The sequence below is a fragment of the Ruegeria sp. BK1 genome (assembly GCF_056535645.1).
Genome location: NZ_JBQFIS010000001.1, coordinates 1,555,169 through 1,568,989, shown reverse-complemented (window position 1 = coordinate 1,568,989; position 13,821 = coordinate 1,555,169). Strand labels below are relative to the sequence as shown.

Annotated in this window: 16 protein-coding genes; 9 read left to right on the top strand and 7 right to left on the bottom strand. The window is 57.8% G+C overall.

All coding sequences use genetic code 11. From position 1 onward, the window contains the following. The first annotated feature begins 2 nt into the window (after nucleotides 1-2). Nucleotides 3-320, top strand: coding sequence for an ArsC/Spx/MgsR family protein (locus ACR3E7_RS07805; protein ID WP_170770321.1), 318 nt, complete (start codon nucleotides 3-5; stop codon nucleotides 318-320). Nucleotides 321-361: 41 nt separating this feature from the next. After that, complete coding sequence (locus tag ACR3E7_RS07800) at nucleotides 362-730, top strand: hypothetical protein (protein WP_170770323.1); 369 nt, start codon at nucleotides 362-364, stop codon at nucleotides 728-730. Between the two features lies 1 nt (nucleotide 731). Here the strand turns inward: ACR3E7_RS07800 and ACR3E7_RS07795 are convergent, their stop codons facing one another. The 5 genes from ACR3E7_RS07795 to thrS form a co-directional block, all read right to left on the bottom strand. Next, nucleotides 732-1,250 (bottom strand): DoxX family membrane protein, encoded by a 519-nt coding sequence (locus ACR3E7_RS07795; protein ID WP_170770325.1) that lies wholly within the window; start codon nucleotides 1,248-1,250, stop codon nucleotides 732-734. Next, nucleotides 1,250-2,008, bottom strand: coding sequence for an HvfC/BufC family peptide modification chaperone (locus ACR3E7_RS07790; RefSeq protein ID WP_480502629.1), 759 nt, complete (start codon nucleotides 2,006-2,008; stop codon nucleotides 1,250-1,252). Before ACR3E7_RS07790 ends, ACR3E7_RS07795 begins: the two co-directional genes overlap by 1 nt. Next, a complete protein-coding gene (gene bufB / locus ACR3E7_RS07785) occupies nucleotides 2,005-2,862 on the bottom strand; it encodes an MNIO family bufferin maturase (protein WP_480502628.1) in 858 nt (285 codons plus the stop codon). The genes ACR3E7_RS07790 and bufB overlap by 4 nt, the downstream gene beginning before the upstream one ends. Nucleotides 2,863-2,935: 73 nt before the next feature. Further along, nucleotides 2,936-3,238, bottom strand: coding sequence for a BufA1 family periplasmic bufferin-type metallophore (locus tag ACR3E7_RS07780; RefSeq protein ID WP_170770331.1), 303 nt, complete (start codon nucleotides 3,236-3,238; stop codon nucleotides 2,936-2,938). A gap of 220 nt (nucleotides 3,239-3,458) precedes the next feature. Further along, nucleotides 3,459-5,417: a threonine--tRNA ligase gene (gene thrS, locus ACR3E7_RS07775; RefSeq protein ID WP_480502627.1), complete on the bottom strand. Its 1,959-nt coding sequence runs from the start codon at nucleotides 5,415-5,417 to the stop codon at nucleotides 3,459-3,461. A 217-nt stretch (nucleotides 5,418-5,634) separates the two neighbouring features. On the opposite strand from thrS, the gene ACR3E7_RS07770 reads away from it, so the two are divergent. The 4 genes from ACR3E7_RS07770 (at nucleotide 5,635) to ACR3E7_RS07755 (ending at nucleotide 8,784) form a co-directional block, all read left to right on the top strand. Then, the gene (locus tag ACR3E7_RS07770) at nucleotides 5,635-6,384 is read left to right on the top strand and encodes an alpha/beta fold hydrolase (RefSeq protein ID WP_480502626.1); all 750 of its coding nucleotides are present in this window, start codon (nucleotides 5,635-5,637) and stop codon (nucleotides 6,382-6,384) included. Then, on the top strand, nucleotides 6,381-7,364 hold the full coding sequence (locus tag ACR3E7_RS07765) for an alpha/beta hydrolase (protein ID WP_480502625.1): 984 nt from the start codon (nucleotides 6,381-6,383) through the stop codon (nucleotides 7,362-7,364). The genes ACR3E7_RS07770 and ACR3E7_RS07765 overlap by 4 nt, the downstream gene beginning before the upstream one ends. Before the next feature lie 20 nt (nucleotides 7,365-7,384). Continuing rightward, the gene (locus ACR3E7_RS07760) at nucleotides 7,385-7,999 is read left to right on the top strand and encodes a hypothetical protein (protein WP_480502890.1); all 615 of its coding nucleotides are present in this window, start codon (nucleotides 7,385-7,387) and stop codon (nucleotides 7,997-7,999) included. Nucleotides 8,000-8,067: 68 nt separating this feature from the next. Continuing rightward, nucleotides 8,068-8,784, top strand: coding sequence for an alpha/beta fold hydrolase (locus ACR3E7_RS07755; protein WP_170770339.1), 717 nt, complete (start codon nucleotides 8,068-8,070; stop codon nucleotides 8,782-8,784). On the opposite strand, the gene ACR3E7_RS07750 is transcribed toward ACR3E7_RS07755, so the two are convergent. Further along, nucleotides 8,775-9,359 carry a DUF6151 family protein gene (locus ACR3E7_RS07750; RefSeq protein ID WP_480502624.1) on the bottom strand — a complete coding sequence of 195 codons (585 nt, stop codon included), beginning with the start codon at nucleotides 9,357-9,359 and terminating at the stop codon, nucleotides 8,775-8,777. The two genes, ACR3E7_RS07755 and ACR3E7_RS07750, sit on opposite strands and share 10 nt — an antisense overlap. A 5-nt stretch (nucleotides 9,360-9,364) precedes the next feature. Continuing rightward, a complete protein-coding gene (gene phaZ / locus ACR3E7_RS07745; RefSeq protein ID WP_480502623.1) occupies nucleotides 9,365-10,636 on the bottom strand; it encodes a polyhydroxyalkanoate depolymerase in 1,272 nt (423 codons plus the stop codon). Nucleotides 10,637-10,748: 112 nt separating this feature from the next. Here phaZ and ACR3E7_RS07740 point away from each other — a divergent pair, with 112 nt between their 5' ends. The 3 genes from ACR3E7_RS07740 (at nucleotide 10,749) to phaR (ending at nucleotide 13,818) form a co-directional block, all read left to right on the top strand. Continuing rightward, entirely contained in the window at nucleotides 10,749-12,551 is a 1,803-nt protein-coding gene (locus ACR3E7_RS07740) for a PHA/PHB synthase family protein (RefSeq protein WP_480502622.1), read from the top strand. A 131-nt stretch (nucleotides 12,552-12,682) separates the two neighbouring features. After that, nucleotides 12,683-13,129 (top strand): phasin family protein, encoded by a 447-nt coding sequence (locus ACR3E7_RS07735; RefSeq protein ID WP_170770646.1) that lies wholly within the window; start codon nucleotides 12,683-12,685, stop codon nucleotides 13,127-13,129. A 134-nt stretch (nucleotides 13,130-13,263) separates the two neighbouring features. Continuing rightward, on the top strand, nucleotides 13,264-13,818 hold the full coding sequence (phaR, locus tag ACR3E7_RS07730) for a polyhydroxyalkanoate synthesis repressor PhaR (protein ID WP_170770347.1): 555 nt from the start codon (nucleotides 13,264-13,266) through the stop codon (nucleotides 13,816-13,818). Nucleotides 13,819-13,821 lie beyond the last annotated feature (3 nt).

Genomic DNA, 13,821 nt, shown 5'->3' with positions numbered 1-13,821 from the left:
AAATGCGTCTATATGGACTTAAGAACTGTGACACCTGCCGTAAGGCATTGAAGTCATTGCAGGATGTTGAATTCATCGACGTCCGCGCTGATGGCGTGCCTGAAACAGTGCTCTCAAAGGCTCTTACACATTTCGGCGAGGCTTTGCTCAACACCCGGTCCACGACTTGGCGGGGCCTAAGCGAAGACGAACGCGCGCGTGCACCGTTGGAGCTGTTGCGCGATCATCCGACCTTAATGAAACGCCCGCTGATCGAGCGTGACGGGGAGCTTTTTCTCGGCTGGACGGCGGCGACGAAGGCGGCTCTTGGCGTCGGCTGAGCGGATGCTTATCTGCAAGGGCGCAAGCAAGAGGGCGAAGGATGCGTAACGCAGCGATGATTTTGGGTGTGATTGCCGGGCTAATCGGCATGTTGGTCGGCTTTGTCGGCTATGGCTATGTCGAACTGATCGACCGGTTCGGTGAGATCGACGGGTTGGCCGAGCAGGTCGACAACGCGCAACTGATCCAGACGGCCTCAATCCTTGCGCCTCTGCTGGCGATTGCCGGTGGTGCCATGGCCAAGGCGCGGGCACTGGTTGGGGGGCTATTGTTGCTGGTCTCAGCAGGCGGCATGTATTACGCGTTTGGCTTCAATGCCTTTACCATGTTCCCCGTCGCATTTGCCGGGGTGGCGGGGGTCCTCGGGCTGGCCGCAGGTAAACCGGACGAGCCCAAGGCGCATTTCTAGATCATTTTAGGCGCAGGACGCGGTCAATGGAAATCGGGCCTGCGCCGTTGATCACGATGACCAGGAACAGGAAGGTCCACATCACACGCTGATCCATCAAAGTGATGGCGTTGTCGAACAATCCACCCAGTTTCACGCCGTGACCGGCGACATCAACGATGGTCTGGACCCAGACGAACCCGATCATGGCCAGGGCAGCAACGCGTGTCAGAAGACCAACCAGCAGAAGCGCAGGCAGGACGAATTCGGCCACGGTGCCGAAGAAGATCACGATGCGCTGGAAAAAGGTCATCTGGGTGACGTCGTACAAAACGGCTTCAGCCGCTTTGGGGAAGATCTGGCCAAAGGCACCGGCTGACGCCGAGAAGATCGACCCGTCAATCTTCAGGGTGGCCGAGTTCCAGTAATACACAAGCAATACAGCAACAAAAACAAGCCGCGCCAGGGTCGGGGTCAGCCAATTGGCCGAACTGTCGAGCCGTCCCAGGACGTTATTGTGAAGAGAGATCAGGGCAGTCATTATGCCAGCCTTTCGATAGTCACAGAAGTAAGAGCGCCGCCTTGAAGCAGCAGCGCCAGAGTAGCCCCAAGGTCAAACTCGGGGGTGGTTGCAGAGGTGTTTTTAAACGCCTGACCGATCGTCTGACCGGCCATCATCTCTGCAATCCAATCCGCACCACCGGCAGGCAGCAGATGCGGAGCGGGATCATATTCCGGTCGTGTTACTAACACGCCTTCGGCCCCAGCCTGTGGCTTGGGTGCGTTTTCTAGCGTGTTGAAACGCCAGATCGAATAAATCGGCCATTCCGAGCGGATCACCCGCATCGACGGCGCAAATTCAAGCGTGGCCTGCATCACCTCATCAGGCGCAACTGCCAGCGCATCCGCTGGGGCTGGGGTGCTGTCGGCGGCGTGGTAAGACTGACGCAGAGCCAGTTCCAGCCGAGCGATGTCGGGCAGGTAGCCCAGATGCGAAAGCTGCGGCATCCCGGCCAGAAACTCGGGGAATGCTTCGCCATAGAACATCATCATGGGCGAGGTCGGAGGATGCTGACGTAGGAAAATACCCGATAGACCATCCATATTCTGCGTGCCCAGCAGTTTGGTAATCACCGGAAAGGCCTGATGCATTGCCTCGGTCAGCGACACGGCGACGTTGTTGCGATAGACGCTGAAACGACGTCCCGCAGGGTGTTCCGACGCGTCCACAAGGCCGTCGGGCACCGCCTGTGACGGGTCCAAAAGCGCCGTGTGGAAGGTTGTCTGAGAAACGCTCATGCTGGAACGCGGTCCAAAGCCGCCTGAGCCCTATCGGCCTCGGCGCGCAGTACAGGCCAGTCGGGAACGTCGGTATCCCATTCGATCAAGATGGGCTTGGGGCCGGACTGGTCCAGAGCGTAATCTAACAGCGTCCATACAGGGTCCACAACCTCGCGCCCATGGCTGTCGATCAGCAGGGGGCGACCGTGGTCGTCTTCATCCTCGTCGTGGCCGCCCAGATGAATCTCACCCACTTTGTCCAGCGGATAGGCGTCGATATAGCCTTGCGGCGAGAAATCCAGATTGGTGGCCGACACGAACACATTATTCACGTCCAGCAACAGGCCACAGCCCGTGCGACGCGCGATTTCACGTAGGAAATCAGGCTCGGACCAGGTGCTCTCCTCGAACGCCAAATAGCTGGAGGGGTTTTCCAGCAGCATCTGCCGCCCGACAACCTCTTGCACCTGATCAATATGCTCACAAACCCGGTCCAAAGTTGCGTCGGTGTAGGGCAGGGGTAGCAGGTCGTTCAGGAAATGGCTGTCATGGGTCGACCAGGCCAGATGTTCCGAAAAGCTGGCAGGGTTCAGCCAGCCAACCAAATGTTTCAACCGGGCCAGATGATCGGGGTCCAGCGGGGTTTCGCCGCCAATGGACAGGCCGACACCGTGGACAGAGATGGGGAATTGTTCGGACAAATGGCGCAGTTGCGCCAGCGGGCGTCCGCCATCGCCCATGTAATTCTCGGCATGGATTTCCAGCCATGCCACCGGGTGCGCGTGATCCAGAATTTGCTGAAAATGCTGGGGCTTATATCCGACACCCGGCGCGGCGGGCAGTCTGTTTGAACGAATAGCATTGTCCAGCATCGTTATAGTCTCCGGTTCACGACAAAGAGGCGGGCGACAAGGCCCGCCCCTTCGTTTTTTCCTAAGCGCGGGCTTATGCCGGCAGATCGCGGTCCAGCGGCTCCAGCGAGCCTTTGCGGTCCGAACCGTCTGCGGTTTTAGGCAGCTCGATATCGGCGCAAGTGCCTGCGTCGACCAGAGTCCAGGCATTGCCCTGATAATCAACGGTCGAGGTACCGGCGCAGGTGGTGCCGGGGCCTGCGGCGCAATCGTTTTCGCCTGCCAGCGAAACGCCATAGCATTTCTCTTTGGCTTGTGCGGTTGCGGTGGTGGCCATGCCCGATACGGCGGCTGCAACGGCGCTTGCGATAACGAGGGACTTAGCTGTGTTCGACATCTCGGTAATCCTTTTGGTGACTGCGTATGTCTGTGTTGACAATGACAAAGGTAGTCGTTCAGAGGCGACAGTTAAATTCACGAGCCCGTGTCTCACAACCCCGTCAGGCACTGTCATGCCCTCTTGCAGGTTAACATATTGTTTTTGAAATCGAAAATGGAAAATATTTCAATCCGGCCCCTGTTTTAGGGCCGGATCGCAGGCGAATTGACGCCGAATGTTACAGCAGATCGGGGGGAGTCGCCGCCTTGGATAGCTCAATTGTTACAGCCTCAAGTGATTGAACCTGTGTTTGTTTTTCGCCAAGACGGCGCACGCTGACGGTGCGGTCTTCGACTTCGCGGTGACCGACGGCCAAAATCACGGGCACTTTACCGACAGAATGCTCGCGGACCTTGTAGTTGATCTTTTCGTTGCGGATATCCGCTTCGGCCCGAACCCCGGCGGCTTTGAGCGTTTCCACCACTTCGGCCACATAATCATCCGCCTCGGAAGTGATCGAGGCCACAACAACCTGACGCGGGGCCAGCCAGAACGGCAGCTTGCCGGCGTGCTCTTCGATCAAGATACCGATGAAACGTTCAAACGAGCCCAGCGTTGCCCTGTGCAGCATGAACGGACGGTGCTTGGCACCGTCTGCGCCGATGAAGCTGGCATCCAGACGTTCGGGCAGATTGGGGTCAACCTGCAGCGTGCCGCATTGCCAGGTCCGGCCGATGGCGTCGGTCAGGGTGAATTCCAGCTTAGGTCCATAGAACGCGCCTTCGCCTTCGAGGATCTCATAGTCGTACCCGGCCGCCTTGCAGGCATCACCAAGGGCCTTTTCCACCAGATCCCAGCTTTCATCCGACCCGATGCGCTTTTCCGGGCGGGTGGACAGTTTAATCGTCCAGTCGTGGAAGCCCAGATCGGCATAGACCTTTGACAAGAAGGCAATGAATTTTGCGGTCTCGGATTCGATCTGATCCTCGGCACAGAAGATATGGCCGTCATCTTGCGTAAAGCCGCGCACCCGCATGATCCCGTGCAGCGCGCCCGAGGGTTCATAACGTGCGCAAGACCCGAACTCGGCCATGCGTAGGGGCAGGTCGCGATAGGATTTTAGACCCTGATTGAACACCTGCACGTGGCAGGGGCAGTTCATCGGCTTCAGCGCGTTGATCGCCTTTTCACGGGCATGTTCTTCATCCACTTCGACGATGAACATGTTTTCCTGATATTTGTCCCAGTGACCCGAGGCCTCCCACAGTTTGCGGTCGACAACTTGCGGGGTGTTGACTTCGACATAGCCGTCACGCTCCTGCATTCGGCGCATGTAGTCCTGAAGGGTGGTGTAGATTTTCCACCCGTTCGGATGCCAGAAGATCTGGCCGGGGGCCTCTTCCTGCATGTGGAACAGGTTCATCTCGCGGCCCAGCTTGCGGTGGTCGCGTTTGGCGGCCTCTTCCAGCATATGCAGGTGGGCTTTCAGCTTTTCCTTGCCGGTGAAAGCCACGCCATAGATCCGCTGCAACATCGCGCGGTCGCTGTCGCCGCGCCAATAGGCGCCCGCGATGCTCATCAGTTTGAACGCATCGCCGGGCAGTTGGCCGGTGTGCTGCAGGTGCGGGCCGCGGCACAGATCCTGCCAATGACCGTGCCAGTACATGCGCAGCGGTTCATCGCCCGGAATGGCTTCGATCAGCTCGACCTTATAGGGCTCGTTATTGGCTTTGTAGAACTCAATCGCGCGGTCGCGATCCCACACCTCGGTGGTGACGGGGTCGCGCTTGTTGATGATCTCTTTCATCTTTTTCTCGATGAGGCCGAGATCTTCGGGGGTGAAGGGTTCCTCGCGGTCAAAGTCGTAGTACCAGCCATTGTCGATCACGGGGCCGATGGTGACTTTGGTCGCGGGCCAGATTTCCTGCACCGCCCGGGCCATGACATGCGCCAGATCGTGACGGATCAGCTCATTGGCCTGCTCTTCATCTTTCATGGTGTGGATGGCGATTTGGGCGTCGGACTCAATAGGCCATTGCAAGTCCCAATGCTTGCCGTCGACCGTGGCCGAGATTGCCTTTTTGGCCAGCGAGGTCGAGATATCGGCGGCCACCTGCGCGGGTGTTACGCCTGCGTCATAGGAACGTGCATTGCCATCGGGGAAGGTGAGAGAGACGGATTTCGAATCCAGGGCCATGTTGGCTCTCCTCGTCGGTTTGGCGCCCACTGAACGCCCGGTTGCGGGTTATTTGCGTCTGGCTGCTTTGGCAGGTGGTGGGGATTGTGTCAAGTGCGGGAGCGAGGGACGCTGCCCCTCGCGCACCCCGGGATATTTTTAGCCAGATGAAGGTCGGATCGGGGAATTGCGGTTGGGGTTGGGACGTGCATGATGTTGACAAAGCAAAGAGGGTTTTATGGCAGAGGCTGAATTTCTGGAGACCGCGCAGGGGCGGCGATTGGCGTATCACAAAAGTGAGGGGTCTGGGCCCACGGTCGTTTTTCTTGGCGGGCTGAAGTCGGATATGGAAGGCACCAAGGCGGTGCATCTTGAAGCATGGGCAAAGGCACGTGGGCAGGCGTTTTTGCGGTTCGACTATTCGGGGCATGGGGAGAGTTCCGGTACGTTTGAGGAAGGCTGCATTGGCGATTGGCATGAGGATACCGTTGCCGCGGTCAAGGCGCTGACCGAAGGGTCCTTGATTGTGGTCGGGTCGTCCATGGGTGGCTGGCAGGCGTTGTTGTTGGCAAAGGCAATGCCGGAACGAATTGTCGGGATGGTTGCAATCGCTGCCGCGCCGGACTTTACCGAAGATGGCTATTGGGCCTCGTTCAGCGATTCACAGAAGGCGGCTCTGGAGACGGTGGGGCATGTGGAATTGCCCTCGGATTACATGGAGCCTTACATCATTACCAAGCGCATGATCGAAGATGGGCGCACGCGATTGGTTCTGCGCGATCCGTTGGCTTTGCCATTTCCCGTGCGATTTTTGCAGGGCACGGCGGATACAGCGGTGTCAATCGAGACGGCTGTGCGGTTGCTGGACCATGCCAGTGGACCGGATATGCGATTGCTGTTGGTCAAGGATGCGGATCACAGATTCTCGGACGGGCCTTGCCTGGAGATCATCGAACGCGCCGTGCTTGATGTGCTTGCCCCCGAATGACCCGGTTGGTTCTGCGTTTCATTGTCGTGCTGGCAGCTCTGGGCGGCCTGATCTTCTGGTTGGGGCCGCGCGAAGAGGTTGACCTTCATCCCACGTTTGAGCCGCGCAAATTTGGCGAGGGGGTGCAGGTCTATTTCGAGAGTGTCGAATCCGCCTTCGAAGACATCGTTCCCGGTGTCGAAAAGCGGGTGATCTGGCAAGAGGGATTCAAGGAACAGCGAACATCGGTGTCGATCCTTTATGTTCACGGATTCTCGGCCTCATCCGAGGAAATCCGCCCGGTGCCGGATCTGTTGGCAGAGGCGTTGGGTGCCAATCTGGTCTACACGCGTCTGCAAGGCCATGGTCGCAGCGGTACGGCCATGGCTGAGGCGACGGCCTCGGGTTGGATGTTGGACATGGTCGAAGGTCTGGCTGCGGCACGCGCGGTTGGCGACCGGGTGGTTGTGATCTCGACCTCGACTGGGGGGACGCTGGCTGCGGCTGCCGCGCTGGATGCCGAGATGGTGCAGGGCGTCGGCGCGATGATCTTTGTTTCGCCGAATTTCGGGGTCAATACGCCGGGGGCTTGGATACCCGGCCTGCCCTGGGCACGGCAGTGGTTGCCGCTGTTGATGGGGGAAACCCGCGATGTGTCTGATACCGACCCGGAGCGGAACAAATACTGGTCGCTGAGCTATCCGTGGGAGGCCGTTGTTCCCATGACCCGGCTGGTCGATGTGGTGAACGCGCAGGATTTTGCGCAAGCACAGGTTCCGGCGCTGTTCTGGTTCTCGGATGACGATCAGGTGGTACGACCGGATCGGACTCATGAAGTGGCGCAGGCGTGGGGCGGGCCTGCGACGGTTCATCTGGTTACGATGGGAGCAGATGACGATCCTGCGTCGCATGTTGTGGCCGGGCGGCTGATGTCGCCGGGGCAGACCGAAGTCACCGTGGATGGCATGCTCGCGTGGCTACGCTCGGTGGGGATCGAATAGCGATGCGTAAACCGGCCAGTATGTGGAGCCTTGAGACGCTGGGCCGGGTGCGCTTGTCGCGGCATTTCTTCATGCGGGACTTCCTGTATTCCGAAATCGGGAATTTTCATGGGATACAGAACATCCCCGAAAAACCTGATCTAGCCATCGAAACGGGGCGCGCTTTTTGCCAAACCCTGCTGGACCCTTTGGAAGAGACCTTTGGGCGCGTCGCCGTACGCTCGGGTTATCGCGCGCCGTCGCTGAACCGGTTCGGCAACGAAAACAAACTGAACTGTGCCCGCAATGATAACCCGATGGAATGCCATATCTGGGATCGGGGCACGGGCGAGAACCGGATTGCGGGGGCTTCGATCGTGATTCCGTGGTTCGCGGATCAATATGGAACCGGGCGCGATTGGCGCGATATTGCGTGGTGGATGCATGATCATCTGGACTATTCCGAGATCTGGTTCTTTCCCAAGCTCTGCGCGTTCAATCTGGTCTGGAGACCCAATCCGCATCGCCGGATCGATAGCTATATCGCGCCACGCGGATGCCTGTTGCGGGCTGGGGCGGAACCTGATGAACCCCGGGACAAGCGGCAGGCGCGCTATGCGGATTTCCCACCCTTTCGGGGCATCGACTATCCTTGAACTTTCCCTTGCCCGGGTGCTGGAAAACACTCATCCTGCAGGGAAAGTTGATTATTGTGGAGGCTCTGTTGATTGAGCCGTTGGTTTTACTGCCCGGTTTCATGTGCGATGCGCGCCTGTTCGGGGCTCAGATTTTGTACCTGTCTCATTACCGCGCGGTGACGGTTGCGCCCCTGTCGGTCGGCGAACGGATAGAAGAGATTGCCTCAGGCTTGCTGGACCAGTTGCCGCATCGGTTTGCATTGGGCGGCTTCAGCATGGGCGGGGTTGTGGCGCTTGAGATCGCGCGCCGCGCGCCGGACCGGGTCTCTCGGTTGTGCCTGATGGCGACCGATGCGCAGGCCGATACCCCTCAGATCGCGGCGGGACGTGAAGAGTTGATCGTTGGGGCAAAATCCGGGCGGCTTGAGGATGTGATGACTCGCATGATCGGTTCGGACACGTTGGCGCCGGGGCCGGAGCGGGTGCCCGTCCTTAACGAAGTGATGGCCATGGCCATTGATCAAGGGCCGGATATGTTCGAACGGCAAATGCGAGCCATGCAGCGCCGACCGGACCAGCAAGGGGGGTTGCGGCATATCAACGTGCCAACTCTGGTTTTGTGTGGGGCCCATGACCAAATCACTCCAGTGCGCAAACATAGTTTCATGGCTGAGATGATCCCGAATGCCGAACTGCGTGTGATCGAGGAGGCGGGCCATATGGTGCCGCTCGAGGCCCCCGCCGCGGTGACCGAAGCCTTGGAGGCTTGGCTGAACATTCCGGCGCGTTTGGCCTACTTGTAGAGGGCTGCGCGCTCGGGTTTCGTTAGGACGGTCGGTTTGGCCGACGTTTCCCCGGTGTAGGCATCGAAGAAAGGCGTGTTCTTCCAACTGCCAGACAAACGGGACTTCAGCACGCGCGTCACCAGACCAATTGCCGCAGGGCCCAAGCCTTCATGCGCTTGCTTTCCGCCGGGGCGAGGAACAAAGCCGCGTGTACGTACGGGCCCTAGGTCGCTTGGGTCCGGGATGCGGTTCACGATGAACCCGGCGAAAGGAACTTTCGGTGTACGTGAAGTGGTGGCCAGCGGGGCGTTGCAGCAACTGGCGTACCAGCGCAACATCCCTTTGGGGCTGAGCTGCATCAGCGCAAGGTGTTCTGCGCCTTGTTCAAAAACGATCTCCTCGGGCAGCATTTGCAGCACGTCGACCGGGCCAGGGGCAGGGTCGGGTTGTCCAAAATAAAGCTGCGCGGCCCGGCAATCGTGGCAAAAGCATTCCACATGTGTGGACGAAGCGACCCCTGCGGCTGAAATGCGCCCACTCAAAGCACCGCAGGTGCAGGCGAAGGTAGTGTCCTTGGCCGGGCTTTGAACCATGCGCCTCAGGCGACTTTGTTCTTGTTGGCGGCCCGGCGGCGCGGTTTGCGTGTGTTGGCGTTCATGAAGTCGATCACCAGCGGGCGGATATTGTCGCGCCAGCTGCGGCCCGCAAAAATACCGTAGTGCCCCGCGCCGGGTTCCACATGGCTGGCCTTTTTCGCATCGGGCAGACCGGTGCAAAGATCAAGGGCCGCGATACATTGGCCAGGGGCCGAGATATCGTCATTCGCGCCCTCAACTGATTTTACCGCGACATCGGTGATCTTGCCTATATCCACCTTGTGCCCGGCCACCACAAATTCATTCCGCGCAATTTCGCGGTTTTTGAAGATGCGTTCGACGGTAGACAGGTAGAACTCGGCCGTCATGTCCATCACTGCCAGATACTCATCGTAGAAACGGTTGTGCGCGTCATGATCCGAGGCCTCGCCCCGCATGACACGCTGGATCTGGTCGGTGAAGGCCTTGCTGTGGCGCTCTCCGTTCATCGACATGAACGAGGCCAACTGCAACAGGCCGGGATAGACCATGCGGCCGACGCCTTTGTACTTAAAACCCACACGCTGGATCATGGTTTCTTCCAACTGACCCATTGTAACGCGGCGGCCAAAATCGGTGACATCTGTCGGGGTCGCGTCGGGATCCACCGGCCCACCGATCAGGGTCAGTGTGCTGGGTTGGGCTTTGGGGTCGACCTCGGCCAGATAGGCGGTGGCTGCCAAAGTCAGCGGGGCAGGTTGACACACAGCAACGACATGGGTGTCCGGCCCAAGCTCTTTCATGAAATCGACAAGGTAGAGGGTATAATCCTCGACGTCGAACTTGCCTTCGGACACGAGGATATCGCGCGCATTATGCCAGTCGGTGATGTAAACTTCGCAATTGACCAGCAGGCTTTTGACTGTCGAGCGCAGCAGCGTGGCATAGTGGCCCGACATCGGCGCAACCAGCAACACCTTGCGGGGCTGTTCCTCACGACCATTGACGCGGAAATGGATCAGGTCGCCAAATGCACGCTCGACCACCGGTACGATATCGACAAGGTGGTCCTTGCCATCCTCGCAGGTGAACGTGCGAATGCCCCAATCCGGTTTGACGACCATGCGCTGGAACGTCCGCTCGGTCACTTCGCCCCAGGCGGCCATCATGCCGAACACAGGGTTGGGCACCATCGAGAAAGCCGGGTAGGAGGCCATCGCGCTTGCGGTTGCACCCATCCATTGATTGGTGTTGCGCATGGTTTCCATCAGATCATAGGTCATCATGTAGCGCATCGGGCGAACCTCCTTGAGTGTCAGCCCGAAATTTCGGACCATTCGTCGCTTTGCGCTGCGGCTGCCGCGACGTTATTCTGCATAGCAGAAAGATTACGGGGGAATTGTTAAAATGACAACAAGTGAAGACCAGGCGCAGGAATTGTCCGCAGAACATCTTGAACGGCTTAAAGAAAATATGAACAAAGTCGAAGAGCTGTCGAAGCGGCTGGTCGAGGTCATGGCCGGGAAGAAGGCGCATTCCCCCGCGTTGGACGGCCCGAATCAAGAGCTTTTCGCAAAAGCAGCAACGGCATATATGGCCGAGGCTTGGCAAAATCCCGCCAAGCTGTTGGAACACCAGATTGCCTATTGGAGCAAGTCTGTCATGAACTTTGCCGAAGCGCAGCAGGCGCTGACAACGGGCGAAGTTGAGGGGGCGGCACCAGTAGCCAAAGACAAACGTTTTGCCAATCCGCTTTGGGAGACTAACCCTTATTTCCGCTTCGTCCGCCAGCAATACCAGACAAATGCCGATGCGATTTCAGAAGCAGTGGCCTCGGTCGATGACATGGATGCCAAAGACAAGCAGCGTCTTCACTTTTTTTCGCAACAGATCATCAACATGATGTCTCCGACAAATTTTCTGGCCACAAACCCCGATGCGCTGGAAAAAGCGGTGGAGACTGAAGGTCAGTCGCTGATCAAAGGGCTGGAGAACCTTGTTTCCGATCTGGAGGCCAATGATGGCGAGATGGTTGTTCGACTGGCGGATGACAGCGCCTTTGAAGTGGGCGGCAATATCGCCACGACACCGGGAGAGGTGGTCTATCGCAACCGGTTGATGGAGCTGATCCAGTACAAACCGGCAACCGAGACAGTGCATGAAACGCCGATTGTCCTGTTCCCGCCCTGGATCAACAAATTCTACATTCTGGACCTCAAGGCCCAGAACAGCCTGATCAAATGGGTAACAGAGCAGGGCTACACCCTATTTGTCGTCAGTTGGGCAAATGCGAACGCGTCCCACGCCGAAATCGGCATGGGGGACTATATCGAAGAAGGTTACCTGACCGCGATCGAGCAGGTGAAGGGCATTTGCAAGGTCAAGCAAGTCAATGCGGTCGGCTATTGCATCGCGGGCACCACACTAAGTCTGTCGCTTTCGCTGTTGAAGCAGCGCGGGGACAAGTCGATCAAATCGGCCACGTTCTTCACCACTCTGACCGATTTTGGCGAACAGGGAGAGTTCACCCCGTTTCTGCAAAACGACTTCGTCAACGGCATCGAAGACCAGATCGGTAAGGATGGCGTGCTAAAAGCCTGGGTCATCGGGCGAACCATGTCCTTCCTGCGCTCCAACGACCTGATCTACGGCCCCGCAATCCGCAGCTACATGATGGGCGAAACACCTCCGGCGTTTGATTTGCTGTACTGGAACGGAGATGGGGCCAACCTGCCGGGCCGCATGGCGGTCGAGTATTTGCGTGGGCTGTGTCAAAGCAATGATTTTGTCACGGACGGGTTTGAACTGCTGGGGCACAAGCTGCATATCCGGGATGTCGACGTGCCGTTAATGTCAATCACCTGCGAGACTGATCATATCGCGGCCTGGAAAGACTGTTACCGCGGCGTGCAGCAGATGGGCTCGCGGTCGAAAACTTTTGTGGTATCGGAATCGGGTCATATCGCAGGCATCGTGAATCCGCCCAGCAAAAAGAAATACGGGCATTACACCAACCCGGACATGCAGCTGGACGCTGACAGCTGGATGAAGGATGCCGATTTCCATGAAGGGTCCTGGTGGCCGCTTTGGGAAGCGTGGTTGAGAAAGCGGTCCGGCAAGCAGATTCCGGCGCGTGAGCCGGGCGATTCGAACCACCCGTCTCTGTGTCCCGCGCCCGGTACCTATGTTTTGGCCAAAGCAACTGATTGATTAATAAGGGAATCCGAAGTTTTTTCTGCGTTGCAGCAAAAAAATCTTGCAATGCTGCGATGCAGCAATCATATTGTCCTCAAGCTGATGAAAACCGGGGCGGGCCCGGTTCGGCAAAAAGGATTTGGACAATGGCAAAGACCCCTGACTTCACCGCGACCCTGAAAGACATCATGGGCGCATTCCCCGTTGACACTTCCGCTCTGGAAGGTGCCTTCAAGTCGACCGCAACCCTGAACGAAAAACTGTCGGGTGTTGCTCTGGAAGCTGCAGAGAAATCGGCAGAAATCTCGAACAAATGGACCAAAGACACTCTGGCCAAACTGACCGAGATGTCGAAAGCAAAGGCAGAGCCTGCCGACTACGCAAAAGCCGCAACCGACTTCGCAAGCGCGTCGGCTGAAGTTGCCGCTGAAAACCTGGCTGCTTTCGCTGAAATCGCGAAAAAAGTTCAGAGCGAAACCGTCGAGCTTCTGATGGCTGCCGGTAAAGACGCTGCAGAAGACGCAACTGCTGCTGTCAAGAAAGCCACCAACGAGGTGACTGCTGCTGCCAAGAAAGCAACAGCTGCCAAGTAAGTAAGGCCGCGAGGCGCACCCATTCCTCCCATCTGGTGCAATCGCGTTGGGCAGGTCGAAAGACCTGCCCTTTCTTTTTGTTCTGCACTCGCATAATCTCTGCTGCAACGCATCATCCTTGGGGAGGGTTAACGGTGTCAGAACAAGAAAAACCGTTGCTGATCAAACGCTATGCCAGCCGTCGGCTGTATAACACTGAGACCAGTGACTATGTCACGCTGGAAGATATCGCGGTATTTATTCGCGACGGGCGTGAAGTGCAGATCATTGATCTGAAAACCGGGGACGACCTGACCCGGCAATATCTGCTGCAAATCATTGCGGAACATGAAAGCCGGGGCGAAAACGTGCTGCCGGTGAACGTGCTGAACGATCTGGTCCGCAGTTACATGCTGCCGGGAGGTGGAATGATGCCGCAGTTCTTGCAAAGCTCGTTCGATATGCTGCGCGAAAGCCAGTCCAAGATGATGGAAAACATGAACGCCATGAACCCGATGTCCCAGATGCCCGGGTTCGAGGCGATGCAGGCGCAGCAACAGGCTTTTCTGAAGGCGATGACCGGCGGATTGTCTGGCCAGTGGTCTGGCCCCGACAAGGAAGATGAAGCCAAATCCGAACCGAAAGAAGATCTGGACGACATCAAAAAGCAGCTTGCCGAGCTTCAGCAGAAACTATCCAAACTGAACTGAACC